This window comes from Amycolatopsis keratiniphila subsp. keratiniphila, assembly GCF_001620365.2.
Taxonomy (GTDB): domain Bacteria; phylum Actinomycetota; class Actinomycetes; order Mycobacteriales; family Pseudonocardiaceae; genus Amycolatopsis; species Amycolatopsis keratiniphila.
Genome location: NZ_LQMT02000014.1, coordinates 296912 through 313356, shown reverse-complemented (window position 1 = coordinate 313356; position 16445 = coordinate 296912). Strand labels below are relative to the sequence as shown.

The following is a 16445-nucleotide window of genomic DNA, read 5'->3' as shown; positions in this document are numbered from 1 at the left end:
TCCCCGTACACCTACTTGGCTTCCGTCCCCAGCACGCCGCCGGACTGGGGCGCGACCACTTCGCTCCTGCTCGTCTCGGGCGCGCTGATCGTGCTGGGCGTCCTCGGCTATCACCGCAGGGACCTGAACACCTGACCCAGGTCTAGGTTGAGCTGCATACTCGGCGAATCCTCATACAGATGTGCGGAGCTGGAGATCGAGAATGGCTTCGACGCGGTAGAGGTCTCCTTCTCTCTCTGAGGAGAAGCGCGTGCGACATAAGGGCAATTGCCTTGGCGTCGGCTACTGGACCGGGCTCGCGTTCAGTACGGTGACCGCGACGCCAACCTGCATCGCGTTCCTGCGTCACCACAGAGCACGCGCGTTTCGAGGATCGGCGTGAAATGCGGATTCGAGCCTCACTTGCCGTCTCGTGATCGGTGATTCTCTACCTTGCGGTTCTTGGTTGCGCCGGCGGCAGCTGCTTGTTCTCGGCGACCCGGCTGCCTGACGACTGAGGTCGGCCACTGCGCAGCGAATGCTCGATCAGGGTCGACGCCAGGCGCGCACAGGACAGGTAGTTCGACACGAGGTGAAAGTCGAAGGCATGAGCGATGCTGTGCTCGTCGATGTCTACGTCAGCGAATCGCCGCGACACTCCGAAGGGCGGTACAGCCACCAGATCACCTGGATCGGCGAGGTTGACCCACCGGGCCACGCCGGGTGGCCGGGCTCCGCGGTCTTTCACCGGTGTGGGGAACAGCTTGGGGAAGACGGCGTGGGGGAGTGCCAGCGGCGATCCGAGGGTGACCAGCAGGTCGATCGAAACGTCCGGGCATGCCCACAATGCTTCATAGGCGACGACCGACCCGAGCGAATGTGCGATGACCACCTCGGCGTCGGCGGCGCGGAGGGTCTGAACCACTCGTTCTCTCGCCGCTGTTCGTGCCGAGTCGTCGTTCGGGTTCAGGTAGATCGAGACTTCACGGAAGAAGGTCGCCACGAACAGGTTGACCAGGTGCGGAGACAGTCCTCGCCGTTCCGCCACCCATGCCAGGGCCTGACGTAGTGGCCAAGTGCCCCATCCCTGACGGCCTTGGGTAGGGAGATCGAGGCTTTCGAGCCAGATCCGCAGCATCTGCTCGACCTCGGCGGGCAGGTTGTCGAGGTCGTCGGCGCCCTGCCTGCCCGGTATGCGTAGCAGGTCGGCGTAGTAGGCGACCTCGACTGCATGGACGTCCGGCGACCTTGACGCCAGGTGCCGTCGCCAGATGGAGGACAGTTGCCGGGACGCTTGATCCGCCCTCTCACCGGGACGGTGGTTTCCGACGCCGTGAACACCGATGATCCGGGCCATCAGCACCCTTTCCCCAGTCGATCGAGAACCAGCACATCTTGGCCGGTGCAGATCACGAGACCCCCGTCCGAGGTGATGTCGAGTGCCCAGACCGGTGCCGGCATTTTCATTACCTCAGTGCATAGGCCGGTGTCGAGATCCCACACCCGGACCGTCCGGTCGAACCCGCCGCTGATGGCGGTCGGGCTTGCGCCGATCTCGGTGCACACGACGGCCGCGATCCAGTCACTGTGACCAGAGAGGGGTGTCCTGAGCGACCGTCCGGTCCGGAGATTCCAGAGCCTGACCAGGAAGTCATCGCCGGCGGTCACCGCGACCGGGTCGCCGTCGAGCACCGTACAGGCCACCGCGTAGACCCGGTCCCGGTGATCCCGTGACGGCGGATGTAACGGCGTCCCATCGGTCAAGTCCCAGATCCTGACCGCGTGGTCGTTGCTCACCGTGACCGCGATCGGACGTCCGTCGACGCTCGTCGAGGCGATCGCCCGGCTCCAACGGTGGTCGACGACCTGACCGGGTCGGACAGCGCCGGTGGAGGGGTCCCAGAACCGTACGGCCTCGTCGCCGCACACGACCATGGTCGTATGGCCGTTCACTTCGGCGCAGGTGATGGCATTGATCCAGCCGGTAGCCAGGCCGGCGCTGCCGACGAAATTTCCGGTAGCGGTGTCCCAGGCGCGGACGGTGCCGTCCGCGCCACCGGTCACGGCCAATCGCCTGCCGTCGAGGTCCGCGAGCGCGACAGCGGAAACCGAGCCGCCCGACCCAGCGAAAGGCTTGCCGATTCTCTCGCCGGTGCTCATATCGAGTCGCCAAGCCCGGCCGTCGCTGCCCGCGGCGACCACGATGCCTGAACGTCCGGTCCCGGAAGAGGCCACCGCAGTGACCCAGCTTCTTTCGTCGGCGAAGGGCAAGGTCGACGCCCAACGAGGGACCCAGCCGTTGGGTTGGATTTCCGAAGCGATCTTTCGTCCCAGCTCCGCGTCCCCATGACGAGCTGCTTCAATCGCGAGGATCCAGCGGCGGGTCGCCAGTGACTCGTCCCGGAACGCCCAGGACTGGCGCGCTCGCGAATACATGTCCCCACGGAGCCGGGCGGCGGCCCCCTTCGCGCGGTGAAGCTCTGGCAGGAGGCTCCGGCCGTCGGCATGGAGTAGGAACTCGATGTCGAGGAGCAGCTCGTCGACGCGGCCGGCTTCGATGGCGTGGTGGATCACGTGGCGCAGAAGGTACGGCGGTACCGAGGACCAGCTTCCCCAGCGGCCCGATCGAATCGCACCGAGTAGTCGGTCGAACACGGCGCCGGAGCTCGCCCCGATGTCCTCCGGACCGTCGGTCTCCGCCGTGCTGACCGACATCGGGTGACGGCGAAGGTAATCGGCGAGACTCTGATGCAGCAAACGGTAGAGCGTCGTGCCGTCCTGTTCGACCGTCGTCCGCAGATAGAACCTGACCGCGTCGAGTGAGCTGCGGACCTGGTCCTCGGTGGCCGTACCGCAGAAACCTTCCGCGAGGAAACCGACCACCTCGGCGGGAGCACCTTCGCCGACCGCGTGTGCCACAGCGGCCAGCGTCGCGCGTAGCTCGGCACGGTCAGGCCGTGTGCCCAATTCCAGTTCCAGAACCTCGGGCAGGCTGCGAGGTGTGGTCGCGCCCAGCTGCTCGGCCTTCTCCAGGGAGGTAACCGGCGCCAGGTGGTCGAGGTAGCCGGCGAACATCCCAGCGACGAGAAAGGCTCCCCATTCGGGCTCGCTCGGCGTCGGCTGGTCGTCGACGAGGCGATCGGCGATAGTGTCGGCGAGCCGTTCTCGCACGGGCCGCTGAACGGCTGAGTCGTATCCCGGCACGTCCGCCAGCCGCGCCTGCATGTACTCCCCGAGATCGGAGCGGAGTTCGGCGCGCTCGACGGTGTCCAGGTCGGTCAGCCCGTAGTCTTGCGCCGCGATCTTCCGGATCGGCCGGAATTCCGGCCAGGGGCGGAAACCGACCAGCAGCCTGCAGACAGGGGTGTCGTCGAGCTGCCGTGCCGAAATGAGGGGCATGAGGAAGTCCCTGATCATCCGGTTCGGGTCCAAGGCCTCGTCGACGGCGTCGACCACGACGACCGGCGTGACCGGAAGCCCCGCCAGCTCCGCGATCAGTCCGGAGACGGAACGACCTCGGCTTGGTTGAGGCAGGCCGAACTGCCGGACGAGCGAGTCGACGAGCTCCGGGACCCGGCGTTGGCGGGCGTGAACCGCCCCGAGATAGGGATTACGTGACGGGCACCCCGCCGCTTCCAGACGAGTTCGTACGTGCGGTACCGCTGCAGCGAGGACCGGGTGGGCTGCGCAGACGAGCGCGCCGAGCAAAGCGGACTTCCCGACACCCGGACTGCCGGTCACGACGCGCAGGCCGCTGGTCGGCTCGGCGCCGTCCATCCAGCGCGCCAGGGTCCGCAACTGCCGGCGTCGGCCGGCGAAGTGCGAACCGACCCGGCCAAGGAAGTGTTCCGCGTCGAAGACGTCGTCGAGTTCGTCGAGGAAACTGCGCAGCGGCGACTCGATGGCCTGCCGTGCCATGCGCTGAGGGTCGTCGACGAACCGGGGATTGGGGAAGAACGGCAGTTCGGGAACATCCTGTGCCGGATCGAGCGGCGTCGCGTGCACCCGCTGGGGCAGACCCGGCATCGCCTCGACGCGCTCAGCGATCCTCCGCGCGAACGCCGGGAACGAAACGTATCTCCTACTCGGGTCGGTACCGAGTCCGTCGACGGCCAATTGCCGCAGGACCGCGGCCACCGACCGGCTGAATCGGCCGTCGAAGGCGTCTTCATCCGGTCCCGCCCCCGCGATGACCCAGGCTCTCGCATCGCGTCCCGCACGTGCGGCGAGCCACGGAAGGCGTGCCGCACGCCCGGCCCGGCAGAGGTCGAGGAGGAACAGCGCTGGTGCCCGGCGTTGCTGCGCGGCCGAAATCCACTCGCTGACGTTGGTCCCCAGACCGGTACGCCCGCAAGCCGGGACCACATCGAGGCGGTGATCGTCGTCTCCGATATCGCCATGGGAGACGACATGGACGACGAGGCACGTTTCGTCATCCTCGAGTTCATGGCCGATAGCGCCGACCATGTCGCGGCGTTCAGGATTGTGAAGAGTTGTTACGTCATACCGTAAGTCTGTCAGAGCATGGCTGACGGATTCGGCTACCTCATTGGCGAAATCGAGTGGAGGCCATGCCGGATCGTCGAGCGCTGGTTCTTCACCGACAGGAACGGATGAGGAGAATTTTCCCACTCCGAAGAGCAGTGCCCTTTGTGTGCTTGCCGTTCCCGGCAGTTCTGGCGCCATGCCGAAACCCGTTCTCCCCCGGTGAGCTGACCGGTTTACGTTACGCAGAGGCCTGGTGAGGACTGAATACGGGTGCCTGACGGGGCCAAACGGAGGTGCGGTGCGGCGTCTCGACCGACTTCGTGAACGTTCTTCGCGATGGCGACGGTCAGCCGGGAACGTAGGGAGGAGAGCGGCATGGCAAAGGCCTCACGCCGAGAGCGAGCAAGGGATCCTTCGTCGTCAGCAGATCCGCGGTCTTCGGTTTCAGTATCGCAGTACGCTTCAGGTTCACGAATTCGTGGGGAGAAGATGTGAAGTCGAATGAGCCCCATGTGTCTCGCTGGTCTTGGTCAGGCCGCTAGCCAGCCGCTTGTGGCCAGGAGAAGACCCACGGCGGGGAAGAGATTGTTCATCTGGTGGGCGATGACGCTCGCGAGCAGGTTGCCGGTGTACATCCTGGCCAGGCCGAGCGGAATCGAGATCACCAGCAGCAGCGGAGTACGGGTCAGCTCCAGATGGGCGATGGAGAAAAGCGCGCTGGTGACCGCGAAAATGGCCCAGCGGTTCCAGTGCCAGTGCTCCAGCGCCTTCCACAACACGCCGCGGAAGAGGACCTCCTCGCAGAACGGCGCGACCAGCCAGATCGTCAGGAAGGCGATCAACGCGACGACGAGACTCAAACGTCGGTCGGCGAAGACCTCACCGATCGCCGAGTGTGCCTGATCGCGCCCCACCCAGGCGCTCCAAAGCGCCGCCGCGGGGATCGTGAGCAGCAGCCCGCCCGTGCCGAAGGCCAGCCCGATGCCGAGGTCGCGACGGTTCCAGCGGATCGCCAGCTCCCGCCGGATGCGTGCGCGTCGTGGCCCGCCGCTGAGTGACGCGATGCCCATGGCCGCGACAAGCGCTGCCACGAGCGGCGGCACCGCGAGCACGGCCACAAGTGGCCACGGTGGGAGACGGGGGCTTTCGAGTAGCGTCGGATTCGTGCCGGCGAGGAGGACGAGCAGTAGCACCGAGGTGGCGGGCAGGCTCAACTCCGCCGCGAGGAAAACGCCGAGGAGGCGAAGGCCCGATCCCAAGCGCTTGGGGCCCGGCGCCGGTCTGGGGTGGGCGGTCATGAGCTGGAGTCGATGGCCAGTCCGTGCACCGCGACAGCCCGGCTGACGTCACTGGGCGACACGATTCCGATCAGGTCGTCTCCTTCGTACACCAGTGCCCGGCCGTCGGCACAGTCGGTGAGCCGCGGCAGCAACTCGGCCAGCGTTTCGTCGGGTTCCGCGCTGGGGATCTCGTCCTTCTGGCATGCCACGTCGCGCAGAGTGGTGAGTTCCCGGCGTTCGGCGGGTACCGACCGCAGCCGGTTGAGCGTGACCATGCCTTGCGGACGTCCCTCCGCGTCGCGCAACGGGAACGCCGAGTGCCGGCGGAGCATCGCGATGTCGTGGAGGAACCGGGCGACGGTGAGGTCCGACGGCGCGGTCTCCGGATTCGGTGTCATCACGTCACGTACCCGGACTCCGGCGAGTGCGGCACCGGTCCGTGCCTGTGTCTCCTCGGCTCCGGCCATGGTGACCACGAAAAGCCCCAGGAGGATCCACCAGAGGCCCAGACCCATTCCGGACAACGCGCGGACGAGACCGAGGCCGATCAGCAGGAAACCGAAGAGCCGTCCTGCTCGTGCCGCCCAGATCGTCGCGGTGAGCCGGTCGCCACGCCACTTCCAAATCGCCGCCCGCAGGATCCGGCCGCCGTCCAGCGGGGAGGCGGGAATCAGGTTGAACCCCGCCAGCAGCAGGTTGATCCCGGCGACGTAGCCGAGCACGCCCACGCCGAGCATCGGCAGGCCCGCGGCGTCGGCGGCCCACGCCAGCATGAACATCCCGGCGCTGGTGAGCGCGCTGACGGCGGGACCGACCACGGCGATGCGGAACTCCGCACCCGGGGTCAGGGCTTCGCCCTTGAGTCTCGCCACACCACCGAGTAACCACAGGGTGATTCCCTCCACCGCCACCCCGTTGCGCCGGGCGACGACCGCGTGCGCGAGTTCGTGCACGAGAAGGGACAGCACGAACAGCGCGGTCGCAACGACGGCGCCGATCAGGTAGAACCCCCACCAGAGGCCGGGGAAGGCACGTGGCAGCTGCATCGAGACTCCGACGAGCAGGAGCACGCAGATACCGAGCACGCTCCAGTGCAGGCCTACCGGCACCCCGGCAGGCCTGCCGAGCCGGATACTCGCCTTCATCACGGTGCTCCTGTCTCCGGTCGGGCTGCTGCCGCGTTCGAGATTCCTCATCGGTTCCTCCTCTCCGACCGTCGGTGCCGGGCGACCAGTGCCGCCGGGAGGCCGCCTATGCCCAGCAGGATCAGCACGGTCTCGCCGGTCAGGCAGCCGAGAAGGAACATGAGGCCCGCCACGATCGCTAGCGTGGTGTACGGCCAGCCACGACTCGGACGATGTGCTCGCGGACGGCTGAACTCGGCGGCGAACCCGGGTTCCTCCTCTTCGAGCTGCCGCTCGATCTGATGCAACCGTTGCTTTTCATCGTCGCTCAGCATCAGTGCACCCCCTTCATGAGTCGTTTGATGAACGGGCTGACCGCCGCGAGAAGCAGCCCGAAGAGGACGGCGCCGCCGCCCACGAAGGTGAAGTAGGCGGCCTCGTCGGCGGGGTCGTAGTACTTGGCCAGCGAGCCTGCCATCGAAGTACCCAGTGCGATCGAGAGGAAGTTGAGCGCGACCATCTGGGTACGGAACGCCTGTGGGGCGAGCTTGGTCGACAAGGACAGCCCTACCGGCGACAGCAGTAGTTCGGCGATGGTGAACATCAGCAGGATGCCGACCAGGACCAGCAACGGGGTCGAGTTGCCGGCGCCGTCGGCGGTAGGAAGGAACAGCAGGAAAGCGGCGCCCATCACGACCGTTCCCAGTGCGAACTTGATCGGTGTCGACGGTTGCCGCGGTCCCAGTTTCGTCCAGAGCGTCGCGAAGGCCCCCGCGAGCAGGATGATGAAGATCGGATTGATGGAATTGGCCCAGGAAACCGGCATTTGCCAACCGAAGAGGGAACGGTCGAGCCGCTGGTCGACGTAGATCGTCACGACGGTGAACTGTTGCTGGAACAGGGAGAAGAAGACGAAACTCGCCAAGAACATCGGAATGAAGCTGATCACACGGCTTCGCTCCACCCGTGTGATCTTCTTACTGGAGAGAATGACGGCGAAATAGCCGATCGCCGCGAAGGCGATCACGACGACGGTCACGTTCGCCAGGTTCGCCGCGGTGACCAGCCCGGTGAGTACTGCGGCCACGACGGCACCGATGGCGACGACCAATCCGGCGAGGACGATCAGGCGCCTCGACGGTGGAAGGGGATTGGGAACCACGTTAGCTTCGGAACCGAACTTCTTGCGCCCGAACGTGTATTGGACGAGGCCCAATGCCATGCCCAGGGCCGCGAGGCCGAAGCCGTAGTGGAAACCCACTTCCTTCTGGACCAGCCCGGTCAGGAGCGGCCCGACGAAAGCACCGAGGTTGATTCCCAGATAGAACAGCGAGAAGCCGGCGTCGCGCCGCGTATCGCCTTCCGCGTAGAGGGATCCGACGATCGATGTGGCGTTCGCCTTGAGTCCGCCGCTGCCGAGGGCGACCGCTCCCAAGCCGACACCCACCCCTAGGAAGCCGGGAAGCAACGCGAGCGCGAGGTGACCGAACATGATCAGCACCGCGCTGAAGAACAGTACCCGTTCCGAACCCGCGACCCGGTCGGCGATCCAGGCACCCGCGACGGTCGACAGGTAGACAAGCCCGCCGTAAGCACCGACGATACTCGTCGCTGTGGCTTCGGACAGGCCGAGACCGCCTTGGGTGCCGGTGTAGTACAGGTAAATGGTGAGGATGCCTTGCATCCCATAGAAGGAGAACCGTTCCCACATCTCGACCCCGAAGAGGGTCGCCAGTCCGCGGGGATGGCCGAAGAACTTCTTGTCTTGCTGGATCTTTTCACTGGTCATGACGGTCGTCCTCGTCTCGGCGAGCGTTACCGGATGCTCGGCGGGCTTCTCACGGGCGGGCCACGCCGTGGATCAGGGGTGAAAAGCGCCGGTCATACGCCGGGCCGCTGGGCGCCCTCTCGTCGTGCCCAACGTCGTCGTCGGCCGCGTCCGGCACCCGGCTACGACTTCCGACGATGCTGACGGACCAGCCCGTACGTGATGGCGGCGGCCACGGCCAGCACGGCTACGCCCGAAGCGGCGACATAGCCACCATCGGCACCGCGCTGCAGTGCGACGACGAACAGCCCGATCGCCCATATCTGTGCCAGAAGCGCCAGCCCCAGGCCTATCGGCGCGAATCGCTCGCGCATGGTGTGCTGCCGTTTCATGGTGCCGCCCCGGCCTCGTCGCGCGCTCCGGCATAGCTATCGTCCATAGTGGACTCGTTGTCGGTCAGTACGGCGACGGAACACGGGGCGTGGTAGAGCACCGCGTGGCTGACCGAGCCGAGGAAGAGACGTCGCAGTGCTCCTCGGCCATGGCTGCCCACCACCAGGAGCGCCGCGTCGGCCGCCTGCGCGACGAGCGCGTCCGCCGGTCGATCGACGGCGTGGTGACGGGATACCGTCACCGACGGGTAGGCCTTCTCGCCTCGGCGAAGCTGGCGTTCCGCCAAACTGTCGTTGAGCGAGGCGAAGGTGTCTTGCTCCCGTGGGCCCAGAGCGGCCGAAACGATCGTGTCGGCGATCTTGTCCAGGGGCCGGTCCGACCAGGCGTGCACGGCTCGTAGCGGTACTCGATGCCTCGCCGCGAAAGCGAAGGCGAACCTCAGCGCCCGTTCACTGACCTCCGAGCCGTCCACACCGACGACGACGGGTTTGCTCATCGGCACGACCTGCGGAGCACGCACCACCACGGTCGGCCGTCGGCTCGTGCGCGCCAGCTCGGCGGCGGTGGAGCCGAGGAGCGCTCTGACCAGGGCACCGCTCCCAGACGCGCCCACAACCACCAGTGGCGCATCGACCTCGTCGGCTACCAACGGCAAGGCGGTGGCCGGGTCTCCATCCACGACCGAGCTCGAGACATCGAGCCCCGGCCATTCCAGGCGACACTTTTCCACGGTCGCGGTGAGCTGTTCTTCCGCGACTTCCCGGAAGTGTTCCGCATTGAGCTCTGGGTAAGCCGGGGTGCCGAGTGCGTGCAGTGAAGGCGAGACCGATCCGTACATCGCCTCCTGTGCAGGCCATTCGAAGCAGTGGACGAGCAGAAGGCGGCGTTCGAGTAGAGCGGCCTCGGCGGCGCCCCATTGAACGGCTTGCCGCGATTGCGCGGACCCGTCGAAACCCGCTATCACGGCGCCGCGGCCTTCATCGGCTGGTGACGTGGTCAAAAGAATCTCCTTCCCGGACGATTCGGAGGATCAGGCGTTTTGTGGAGTCGTGCCCGTACCCGAAGGCCTGCCCTGCCGTCCTCGGCTCACACTCGGTTCCGGTTGCCCGTGACGCCTTCGTTATCGAGGGGACTACCGCGGCGAGATTCAGCAGTGGCGGGAGGTCAGCGGTCACAGCGAGATAAACCCTCGCGCGCGCCCGTTTGGCGGCCTCGCGACAGGGGAGATGCAAAACGATGGCCGAATGAGAAAGGAAAGCTCGTCATGAACTCATCCCCAAGGAACACCGGTCCCTACGCGAAGGCGTCGGAAGAGCAGGCGGTGCGATCGGGAGTGAACAGCCCGGTCGAGCCGATGCCACCCGGCCGATATGGCTATTCCAGTGCTCCGCCCCCGATGTTCACCCCGCGGCCGGAGCCTTTCCTTGCCAGTCTTCCGAGCGGCCTCGCCTTCCTGACCGGGATCTGGCTCATCACCGCACCGTTCGTGCTGGACTACACCTTCACCGGTCCGGCACGGCCCGGAGTCTGGAACGACATCGTCATCGAGGTGACCGTCGCCGTGCTGGCACTGGTCCGAGCCGTATCCCCGCGTGAAATCCCCTGGGCCAGCCTGGTCAACGTGGTGCTCGGCGGCTGGCTGGTCGCCGCTCCCTTCGTGCTGGATTACAACGAAGGCTTCGACGCGAGCCGAGCCGTGACCAGTGATGTGATCGCAGGAGTCCTGGTGATCGTGTTCGCGGGACTGAGCGCCCTGATCACCTTCCGGGGCCGGCCCGAGAACGATCACACGTCCTGATCGACCGGCGGGAGCACGTATCCTGCGCTGGTTCAGGTGCTGCGCGATCGTAAGGTTTTCGACAGGTAACGAGCGGCCGGTCCGGGACACCCTGTAGTCGTGGACCGGCGCGCCGTCACGAGACCACGTCGGCCATCCATCGGACCGAGTGCGGAAGGACTGACACGGGATGACCGCCAAGCCGCAGGACAACGTACTGATCGCCGACGTGGCCGGAAGTCTGGCAGCCGAACTCCACGGACTGTCGAAGTCCGACGTGGACAAGGCCGTCCGCTTGGCCAACCGCGAGCTCGACGGCCAGATCGTCCGTGAAGAGCTGCCCGAGATGCTTCACGTGCTCGCGCGCCATCGGCTCGAGCGGGACATCGGCCGGCGGAGGCGCTGACCACCGCGCGAATCACTTTCGGCGGCCGGTCGACGTCACCCGGGATTCCCGGCGCAGCCGGTCGACCAGGTCCGGATAGTGGAGTTCGAAGGCCGGACGTTCGGAACGGATTCGGGGCAGGTCGAGAAAAGACGGGCACGATCTCGGTGATGATGCCGAAATACGGCAACGCGACGGTGTAGACCTCGGTATGACCGAAGAACCAGAGCAGGTGCTGCCACAGGATCGCGCCGCCCGCACCGGGATCGAATACGTGGGCGCCGAGGTGCCGATCGTACCCAGGAAACCCAATGCACTCGGACTGGCGGGCTCGCCGGCGCCGGGAGGTCTGTTCCGGCCGGAGACACAGGCACTCGACGAAGCGCGCAAGGAGGCTCATGATGAACCCTGACATCCGGAGGCGGAAGGGCAGGTGGCCCTGCATCACGTTGATCATCACCGCGGTGGCGGGTCTGATATCCGGCTGCGGTGACTCCCCGCGGGACCTGCAGGCCGGCACGCTCGGAACCAATGTCGACGCCGGACCGATCCTGCTGCGCAACGTTTACGTCGACGTCGAACCACGCCCTGACGGAGACCAGGCCACAGTACGGTTCACCGTCTTCAACGAAGCGTCCCATCCGGAGGAACTGACCGGCGTCGCGTCGTCCCACGCCAAGCGATTCGTCATGTACTGGGATCGTGCTTGTGACGGCACCGCCGAGGAGGTGGCTCGGCTTCCGCTGCTTTCCCGCGGACGGGTGCCGGGGGCCGACACGACCGACACGGGTTCGCCGTACTACGTCACCCTGACCGACCTGACACGCCCGATCAGGGAGGGGACAACGGTGCCTGTCACGTTCAGCTTCGCCAAGGCGGGTGAAATACAGGTCGACGCGCTCGTGGTGAACGAAACCCAACGTGTCGAAATCCCGGGCAAGGGATGCCGGGAAGAATCCGGCCCGACGGCGGGCCGAGCCGAATGGTGACGCCTTCGGGTTCATGCGTGCACCGGCCCGAACGCAATTCGCAGTCCATTCGGCCGAAACGTTTGAGTGAAGGAGAACCTGACCGGGTACCAACAGAAGGACAGAATCACCGGAGACGGAGGAGGAAGCATGACGCAAACCGCTGAAATGCTCGAAACGTACCCGGCCGACCTCGGCCGGATCGATCGTGAAAAGCTCATTCGCTGCGTCGAGGCCTGCATCGCTTGCGCGCAGAGTTGCACAGCGTGCGCCGACGCCTGTCTCAGTGAGCAGAGCGTCGAGCAACTGACCAAATGCATTCGCTCGAATCTGGACTGCGCGGACCTCTGTGACACCACCGCACGAGTGTTGTCCAGGCATACCGGCTACGACGCCAACCTCACCAGGTCGGTCCTCGATGCCTGCGCCATGGCTTGTCAGGCGTGTGGTGACGAGTGCGCGAACCATGCCGACCGGCACGACCATTGCCGGATCTGCGCGGAGGCGTGCAAGCGGTGCGAAAAGGCATGCCGTGAACTGATCGATTCATTGGGATGACAGCACTTCGACAGTCGAAGAACGGCCGCGGCGGGCCTCTTGACCCGCTGCGGCCGATTTTCGTCCCGACAACGTCACGGAGATTCAGCCGCCGGCGCGGGAGTGACGGTCCGGACGTGGAAGGGGGTTCCTTGCATACAGGTGGTCGGCATCCCGGGCTGCGGCCGCCCGACGACGACCACCCGCTTCCCTGGCTCGAGCTTCGCGCGATCACCACCCAAGAGGAGGTAGGTGTCCTGCTGCGCCCGCAGGATCAGACAGTCCGGCTCGACACCGCCGGCGATCGTCCCTTCCACGCTGGTCTCCTCGCCCTGCGTGGGGGAACCGGACGGCATTGACGTCGGCGGTGTGGTCGCGGGTGGCTGGTCAACGGGGCTTCCGCACGCGGTGGTCATCAGCAGGCCGGCCACCAGCAGACATTCCCAGCGGCCCCGGCCTGGCTTCTGAACGGTCATCGTCTTCCTCTCCGTTCGTTGTCCCGACGGGGATCAGCCCAGGCCGGGCCCCTTCTTGGCCTGCGGCCGGGGGAAGCCACCCGATCCCAGTGACGTGAGGGCACCCAGCACCAGCATTCCCACACCCAGGCCCAGGTGCAGCCAGTTGTCCGCGGTGTTCACCGGCACGAAGTTCGCAGGACTCCCGAGGTTGATGAATACTCCGTAGAGCCACAAGGCCAGATAGACAATTCCACCTCCGAAGAGATACACACGTGCGGCTCGTGCAGTACGTGCCAGCAGGAGGCCCGCGAGCCCTGACAGCAAATGGACGATGTTGTGCAGGACGGACACCGCGAACACGCCGAACAGCATCGTGCTGGATCCGTGTCCGGCGAACGGCAGTTCATCGATCCGTGTAGTGATGCCGGGGATGAACCCGGCGATCCCCGCCAGCAGGAAGATCACGCCTACGATGAGCGCGGCCACTTGAACCGCGGAACGTTCCGAGGTGCGCACGGAACCGTGCGTTCGATTATTTGTCGGCATTTCGACTCCAGTTGTCGTGCTCCGCATGACGATGAACACCTCGGATACCCGGCAGCCGCCCTGAAATACGCACGCCGAAGCCTACGGTTTCCTTACGATGCGCATATTTCGTCTGCAGTGAAACGACAGCTGCGGGAGCTCCGGCCTTGCTGCTTTTCCGGGAGGAGCGGTCACGGACGCGGTACCGTCGCCTAGGCCTGTGGGGATTCATCGCCGTTCAAGACGTCGTCGAGTGCACTGAGATCTCCCGCCTCGGCCGTGGAGATCACGCTGAGCGAGCCGTCGGCCTCGAGTACCACGGCCGTCACCTGATCGAGCCCGCCCATGCCCTGGGACCGGATCGCCTGTAAGACTTCGGGCCTGCTGACGCGCTGGTCACGCGCGGCCTGCGTCCTGAAGGCGCCTTGCCACACCAGCAACGTCGGGGCCGCCCGTACCGTTTCGCGGAGTTTTCTCGAGCGCACCGCCGACCACGCGACGGCGAACTGTGCTCCGATCAGGAGCGCCAGCGCCAAAACACCCTCGGCGAGTGCCACGTCGGCGCTCAGGAGAATCGTGGCCAACGTCGAGCCCAAGGCCACCGTGACGACCAAGTCGAAGGCGTTCATCTTCGCCAGGGTCCGTTTACCCGACAGCCGTAGCACCGAAATCAGCAGAACATAGGCTGGAACGCCAACCAGCAACACCCTGCCGAGACCGGCCCACGAATCGAAGAACATCCTCACGCCTACCCCATCCACTCTCCGCTGACACTTCCGGCGGGCAGCTCGCGGTAGCGCTTGGACGATGCGGAAACCGGGTAGCCCTTAGGCATGCGTGCGCTGACCGTTGACCCGAAGACCGCCGGTTCGCTGCAAGTAACGGAGGCCCCCGATCCCGAACCAGGCGAGAACGATCTGGTCGTCGAGGGGCTCGCGGTCGGCGTCTGCGGCACCGACAAAGAGATCGCGGACGCCGAGTACGGCTGGGCGCCGCCGGGCCGCGAACGGCTGGTGCTCGGCCATGAGTCACTCGGCCGAGTGGAGTTCGCGCCGGCGGCGAGCGGGTTCGAGACCGGCGATCTCGTCGTGGGTGTTGTCCGGCGGCCGGATCCGGTGCCCTGTGGTGCCTGCGTGCGTGGGGAGTTCGACAACTGCCGTAATGGGCGCTACACCGAGCGTGGGATCAAGGAACTGGACGGCTACGCATCCGAATCGTGGTGCGTCGACGCGGATTACGCGGTGACTTTGGATCCGAAGCTCGAGCACGTGGGTGTCCTGATGGAGCCGACCACGGTCGTGGCCAAGGCGTGGGAGCAGATCTGGAGGGTGGGGGAGCGTGCCTGGTACGCGCCCGAGCGGGTTCTCGTCACCGGAGCCGGGCCGATCGGGCTGCTGGCCGCACTGCTCGGGACTCAACGCGGTTTGGACGTGCACGTACTCGACCGGGTCGATTCCGGTCCGAAACCGCTCCTGGTCGAACGACTCGGGGCGACGTATCACCACGAGGACATGGATGAAGTCGCGACGCGTCTCCAGCCCGATGTGGTCGTCGAAGCCACCGGTGTGGGCGGCCTGGTGTTCTCGGCGCTCCGGAATACGGCCTCGTTCGGCGTGGTGTGCCTGACCGGTGTCTCGTCGGGCGGGCGGAAGCTCGAAGTCGACGCCGGTACCGTTAACCGTGAGATGGTGCTTGAGAACGACGTCGTCGTCGGTTCGGTCAACGCCAATCTCCGCCACTACCACCAGGCGGCCGACGCGTTGGCCAAGGCCGATCTCGGCTGGCTGGACGGGCTGATCACCCGCCGGGTCCCGCTGAAGTCCGCGACCGAAGCGTTCACCGCCCGGCCCGACGATGTCAAAGTGGTCATCACGCTCGACGGAAGCCGGTGACCTATGCCGTCGCGAATCGAGGACTACGCCCTGCTGGGAGACCTGCAGACAGCGGCCCTGGTTGCGAAGGACGGAAGCATCGACTGGTTGTGCCTCCCGCGTTTCGACTCACCGGCCTGTTTCGCCGCACTGCTCGACGACGTCGACGCCGGCCGTTGGCAGATCGCGCCCGCCGGGGGAAGGAGCGTTACCCGCCGGGGCTACCGGGGTGACTCACTGATCCTGGAGTCCGAATGGGACACCCCGGATGGCACCGTCAGGCTGATCGATTTCATGCCCCCACGCGGTGAGGCGCCCGACGTGGTCCGGATCGTGGAGGGTGTGTCGGGAAATGTGCCGATGCGCATGGAGCTGCGCTTGCGGTTCGACTACGGCAGCATCGCTCCGTGGATCCGTCATGACGGCGGGATGCTCGGCGCGGTCGCCGGACCCGACGCGGTGTGGCTGACCACGACCGTTCCGGTACACGGCCAGGACATGACCACCACCGCGGAGTTCGAGGTCCGCGCGTACCGTTCGTGCTGACCCACGTCGCCTCCCACTTGCCCCGGCCGCACGCCGTCGACGCCGAGCGCGCATTGGCCGGGACCGAGGAGTTCTGGACGGCCTGGATCGGCCGTAGCACTTACGACGGCCCGTGGTCCGCGGAGGTCCGCCGAGGTCTGGTGACGCTCAAGGGCCTGACTTACGCGCCGACCGGCGGTATCGTGGCCGCGGCCACCACCTCCCTTCCCGAGCAACCTGGCGGCCCGCGGAACTGGGACTACCGCCACTGCTGGCTCCGTGATGCCACATTCACTCTTCAAGCGCTGCTGGGGACCGGTTTCGTGGCCGAAGCCCGCGCCTGGCGGGATTGGCTCGTGCGAGCCGT

Annotated in this window: 17 protein-coding genes and 2 pseudogenes; 7 read left to right on the top strand and 12 right to left on the bottom strand. The window is 66.1% G+C overall.

Going from position 1 to position 16445, the window contains the following annotated elements; all coding sequences use genetic code 11:
- Nucleotides 1-427: 427 nt before the first annotated feature.
- The 8 genes from AVR91_RS16625 to AVR91_RS16585 all read right to left on the bottom strand — a co-directional run bounded on the left by AVR91_RS16625 (nt 428) and on the right by AVR91_RS16585 (nt 10032).
- Nucleotides 428-1336: a hypothetical protein gene (locus AVR91_RS16625; protein ID WP_076857358.1), complete on the bottom strand. Its 909-nt coding sequence runs from the start codon at nt 1334-1336 to the stop codon at nt 428-430.
- Nucleotides 1336-4665 carry a caspase family protein gene (locus tag AVR91_RS16620; protein WP_143254019.1) on the bottom strand — a complete coding sequence of 1110 codons (3330 nt, stop codon included), beginning with the start codon at nt 4663-4665 and terminating at the stop codon, nt 1336-1338. Before AVR91_RS16620 ends, AVR91_RS16625 begins: the two co-directional genes overlap by 1 nt.
- Nucleotides 4666-4997: 332 nt before the next feature.
- Nucleotides 4998-5765, bottom strand: coding sequence for a type II CAAX endopeptidase family protein (locus AVR91_RS16610; protein ID WP_083737599.1), 768 nt, complete (start codon nt 5763-5765; stop codon nt 4998-5000).
- A complete protein-coding gene (locus tag AVR91_RS16605) occupies nt 5762-6943 on the bottom strand; it encodes a site-2 protease family protein (protein WP_228709220.1) in 1182 nt (393 codons plus the stop codon). The genes AVR91_RS16610 and AVR91_RS16605 overlap by 4 nt, the downstream gene beginning before the upstream one ends.
- Nucleotides 6940-7206: a DUF3040 domain-containing protein gene (locus AVR91_RS16600; RefSeq protein ID WP_063277110.1), complete on the bottom strand. Its 267-nt coding sequence runs from the start codon at nt 7204-7206 to the stop codon at nt 6940-6942. The genes AVR91_RS16605 and AVR91_RS16600 overlap by 4 nt, the downstream gene beginning before the upstream one ends.
- Nucleotides 7206-8660 (bottom strand): peptide MFS transporter, encoded by a 1455-nt coding sequence (locus AVR91_RS16595; RefSeq protein WP_063277109.1) that lies wholly within the window; start codon nt 8658-8660, stop codon nt 7206-7208. Before AVR91_RS16595 ends, AVR91_RS16600 begins: the two co-directional genes overlap by 1 nt.
- A gap of 161 nt (nt 8661-8821) precedes the next feature.
- A complete protein-coding gene (locus AVR91_RS16590) occupies nt 8822-9031 on the bottom strand; it encodes a hypothetical protein (protein ID WP_063277108.1) in 210 nt (69 codons plus the stop codon).
- Complete coding sequence (locus tag AVR91_RS16585) at nt 9028-10032, bottom strand: universal stress protein (protein ID WP_063277107.1); 1005 nt, start codon at nt 10030-10032, stop codon at nt 9028-9030. Before AVR91_RS16585 ends, AVR91_RS16590 begins: the two co-directional genes overlap by 4 nt.
- Nucleotides 10033-10296: 264 nt before the next feature.
- Between AVR91_RS16585 and AVR91_RS16580 the strand changes: the two genes are divergently transcribed.
- Together AVR91_RS16580 and AVR91_RS43355 are read left to right on the top strand one after the other, a co-directional pair.
- On the top strand, nt 10297-10830 hold the full coding sequence (locus tag AVR91_RS16580; protein WP_083737597.1) for an SPW repeat domain-containing protein: 534 nt from the start codon (nt 10297-10299) through the stop codon (nt 10828-10830).
- 169 nt (nt 10831-10999) lie between these two features.
- The gene (locus AVR91_RS43355) at nt 11000-11215 is read left to right on the top strand and encodes a hypothetical protein (RefSeq protein ID WP_063277105.1); all 216 of its coding nucleotides are present in this window, start codon (nt 11000-11002) and stop codon (nt 11213-11215) included.
- A gap of 121 nt (nt 11216-11336) precedes the next feature.
- On the opposite strand, the pseudogene AVR91_RS16575 reads toward AVR91_RS43355, so the two are convergent.
- Nucleotides 11337-11489: pseudogene (locus tag AVR91_RS16575) on the bottom strand (cbb3-type cytochrome c oxidase subunit I); the annotation flags it as partial.
- Between the two features lie 169 nt (nt 11490-11658).
- Between AVR91_RS16575 and AVR91_RS16570 the strand changes: the two are divergent.
- Together AVR91_RS16570 and AVR91_RS16565 are read left to right on the top strand one after the other, a co-directional pair.
- Entirely contained in the window at nt 11659-12183 is a 525-nt protein-coding gene (locus tag AVR91_RS16570; RefSeq protein WP_158077406.1) for a copper chaperone PCu(A)C, read from the top strand.
- A gap of 129 nt (nt 12184-12312) precedes the next feature.
- On the top strand, nt 12313-12720 hold the full coding sequence (locus AVR91_RS16565) for a four-helix bundle copper-binding protein (protein ID WP_063277102.1): 408 nt from the start codon (nt 12313-12315) through the stop codon (nt 12718-12720).
- Nucleotides 12721-12794: 74 nt separating this feature from the next.
- Here AVR91_RS16565 and AVR91_RS16560 read toward each other — a convergent pair whose 3' ends face one another.
- From AVR91_RS16560 to AVR91_RS16550, 3 genes are all read right to left on the bottom strand, one after another.
- The gene (locus AVR91_RS16560) at nt 12795-13175 is read right to left on the bottom strand and encodes a hypothetical protein (protein WP_063277101.1); all 381 of its coding nucleotides are present in this window, start codon (nt 13173-13175) and stop codon (nt 12795-12797) included.
- 33 nt (nt 13176-13208) lie between these two features.
- Nucleotides 13209-13703 (bottom strand): DUF4383 domain-containing protein, encoded by a 495-nt coding sequence (locus tag AVR91_RS16555; RefSeq protein WP_063277100.1) that lies wholly within the window; start codon nt 13701-13703, stop codon nt 13209-13211.
- A gap of 191 nt (nt 13704-13894) precedes the next feature.
- On the bottom strand, nt 13895-14422 hold the full coding sequence (locus AVR91_RS16550; protein WP_063277120.1) for a DUF421 domain-containing protein: 528 nt from the start codon (nt 14420-14422) through the stop codon (nt 13895-13897).
- Between the two features lie 93 nt (nt 14423-14515).
- Between AVR91_RS16550 and AVR91_RS16545 the strand changes: the two genes are divergently transcribed.
- The 3 genes and pseudogenes from AVR91_RS16545 to AVR91_RS44425 form a co-directional block, all read left to right on the top strand.
- Nucleotides 14516-15574, top strand: a complete 1059-nt coding sequence (locus AVR91_RS16545) for a glucose 1-dehydrogenase (RefSeq protein ID WP_063277099.1) — start codon at nt 14516-14518, stop codon at nt 15572-15574.
- Nucleotides 15575-15577: 3 nt separating this feature from the next.
- A complete protein-coding gene (locus AVR91_RS43825) occupies nt 15578-16099 on the top strand; it encodes a trehalase-like domain-containing protein (RefSeq protein ID WP_228709219.1) in 522 nt (173 codons plus the stop codon).
- A pseudogene (locus AVR91_RS44425) lies at nt 16015-16407 on the top strand (glycoside hydrolase family 15 protein); the annotation flags it as partial. The gene AVR91_RS43825 and the pseudogene AVR91_RS44425, both read left to right, overlap by 85 nt.
- Nucleotides 16408-16445: the final 38 nt, after the last annotated feature.

Bases quoted from the DNA above. Each gene is read 5' to 3' on its own strand.
- AVR91_RS43825 (WP_228709219.1), top strand. From the start codon at position 15,578: ATGCCGTCGCGAATCGAGGACTACGCCCTGCTGGGAGACCTGCAGACA.
- AVR91_RS16625 (WP_076857358.1), bottom strand. From the start codon at position 1,336: ATGGCCCGGATCATCGGTGTTCACGGCGTCGGAAACCACCGTCCCGGT.
- AVR91_RS16595 (WP_063277109.1), bottom strand. From the start codon at position 8,660: ATGACCAGTGAAAAGATCCAGCAAGACAAGAAGTTCTTCGGCCATCCC.
- AVR91_RS16590 (WP_063277108.1), bottom strand. From the start codon at position 9,031: ATGAAACGGCAGCACACCATGCGCGAGCGATTCGCGCCGATAGGCCTG.
- AVR91_RS16555 (WP_063277100.1), bottom strand. From the start codon at position 13,703: ATGCCGACAAATAATCGAACGCACGGTTCCGTGCGCACCTCGGAACGT.
- AVR91_RS16550 (WP_063277120.1), bottom strand. From the start codon at position 14,422: ATGTTCTTCGATTCGTGGGCCGGTCTCGGCAGGGTGTTGCTGGTTGGC.
- AVR91_RS16580 (WP_083737597.1), top strand. From the start codon at position 10,297: ATGAACTCATCCCCAAGGAACACCGGTCCCTACGCGAAGGCGTCGGAA.
- AVR91_RS16610 (WP_083737599.1), bottom strand. From the start codon at position 5,765: ATGACCGCCCACCCCAGACCGGCGCCGGGCCCCAAGCGCTTGGGATCG.
- AVR91_RS16545 (WP_063277099.1), top strand. From the start codon at position 14,516: ATGCGTGCGCTGACCGTTGACCCGAAGACCGCCGGTTCGCTGCAAGTA.
- AVR91_RS16560 (WP_063277101.1), bottom strand. From the start codon at position 13,175: ATGACCGTTCAGAAGCCAGGCCGGGGCCGCTGGGAATGTCTGCTGGTG.
- AVR91_RS43355 (WP_063277105.1), top strand. From the start codon at position 11,000: ATGACCGCCAAGCCGCAGGACAACGTACTGATCGCCGACGTGGCCGGA.
- AVR91_RS16600 (WP_063277110.1), bottom strand. From the start codon at position 7,206: ATGCTGAGCGACGATGAAAAGCAACGGTTGCATCAGATCGAGCGGCAG.
- AVR91_RS16565 (WP_063277102.1), top strand. From the start codon at position 12,313: ATGACGCAAACCGCTGAAATGCTCGAAACGTACCCGGCCGACCTCGGC.
- AVR91_RS16605 (WP_228709220.1), bottom strand. From the start codon at position 6,943: ATGAGGAATCTCGAACGCGGCAGCAGCCCGACCGGAGACAGGAGCACC.
- AVR91_RS16620 (WP_143254019.1), bottom strand. From the start codon at position 4,665: ATGGCGCCAGAACTGCCGGGAACGGCAAGCACACAAAGGGCACTGCTC.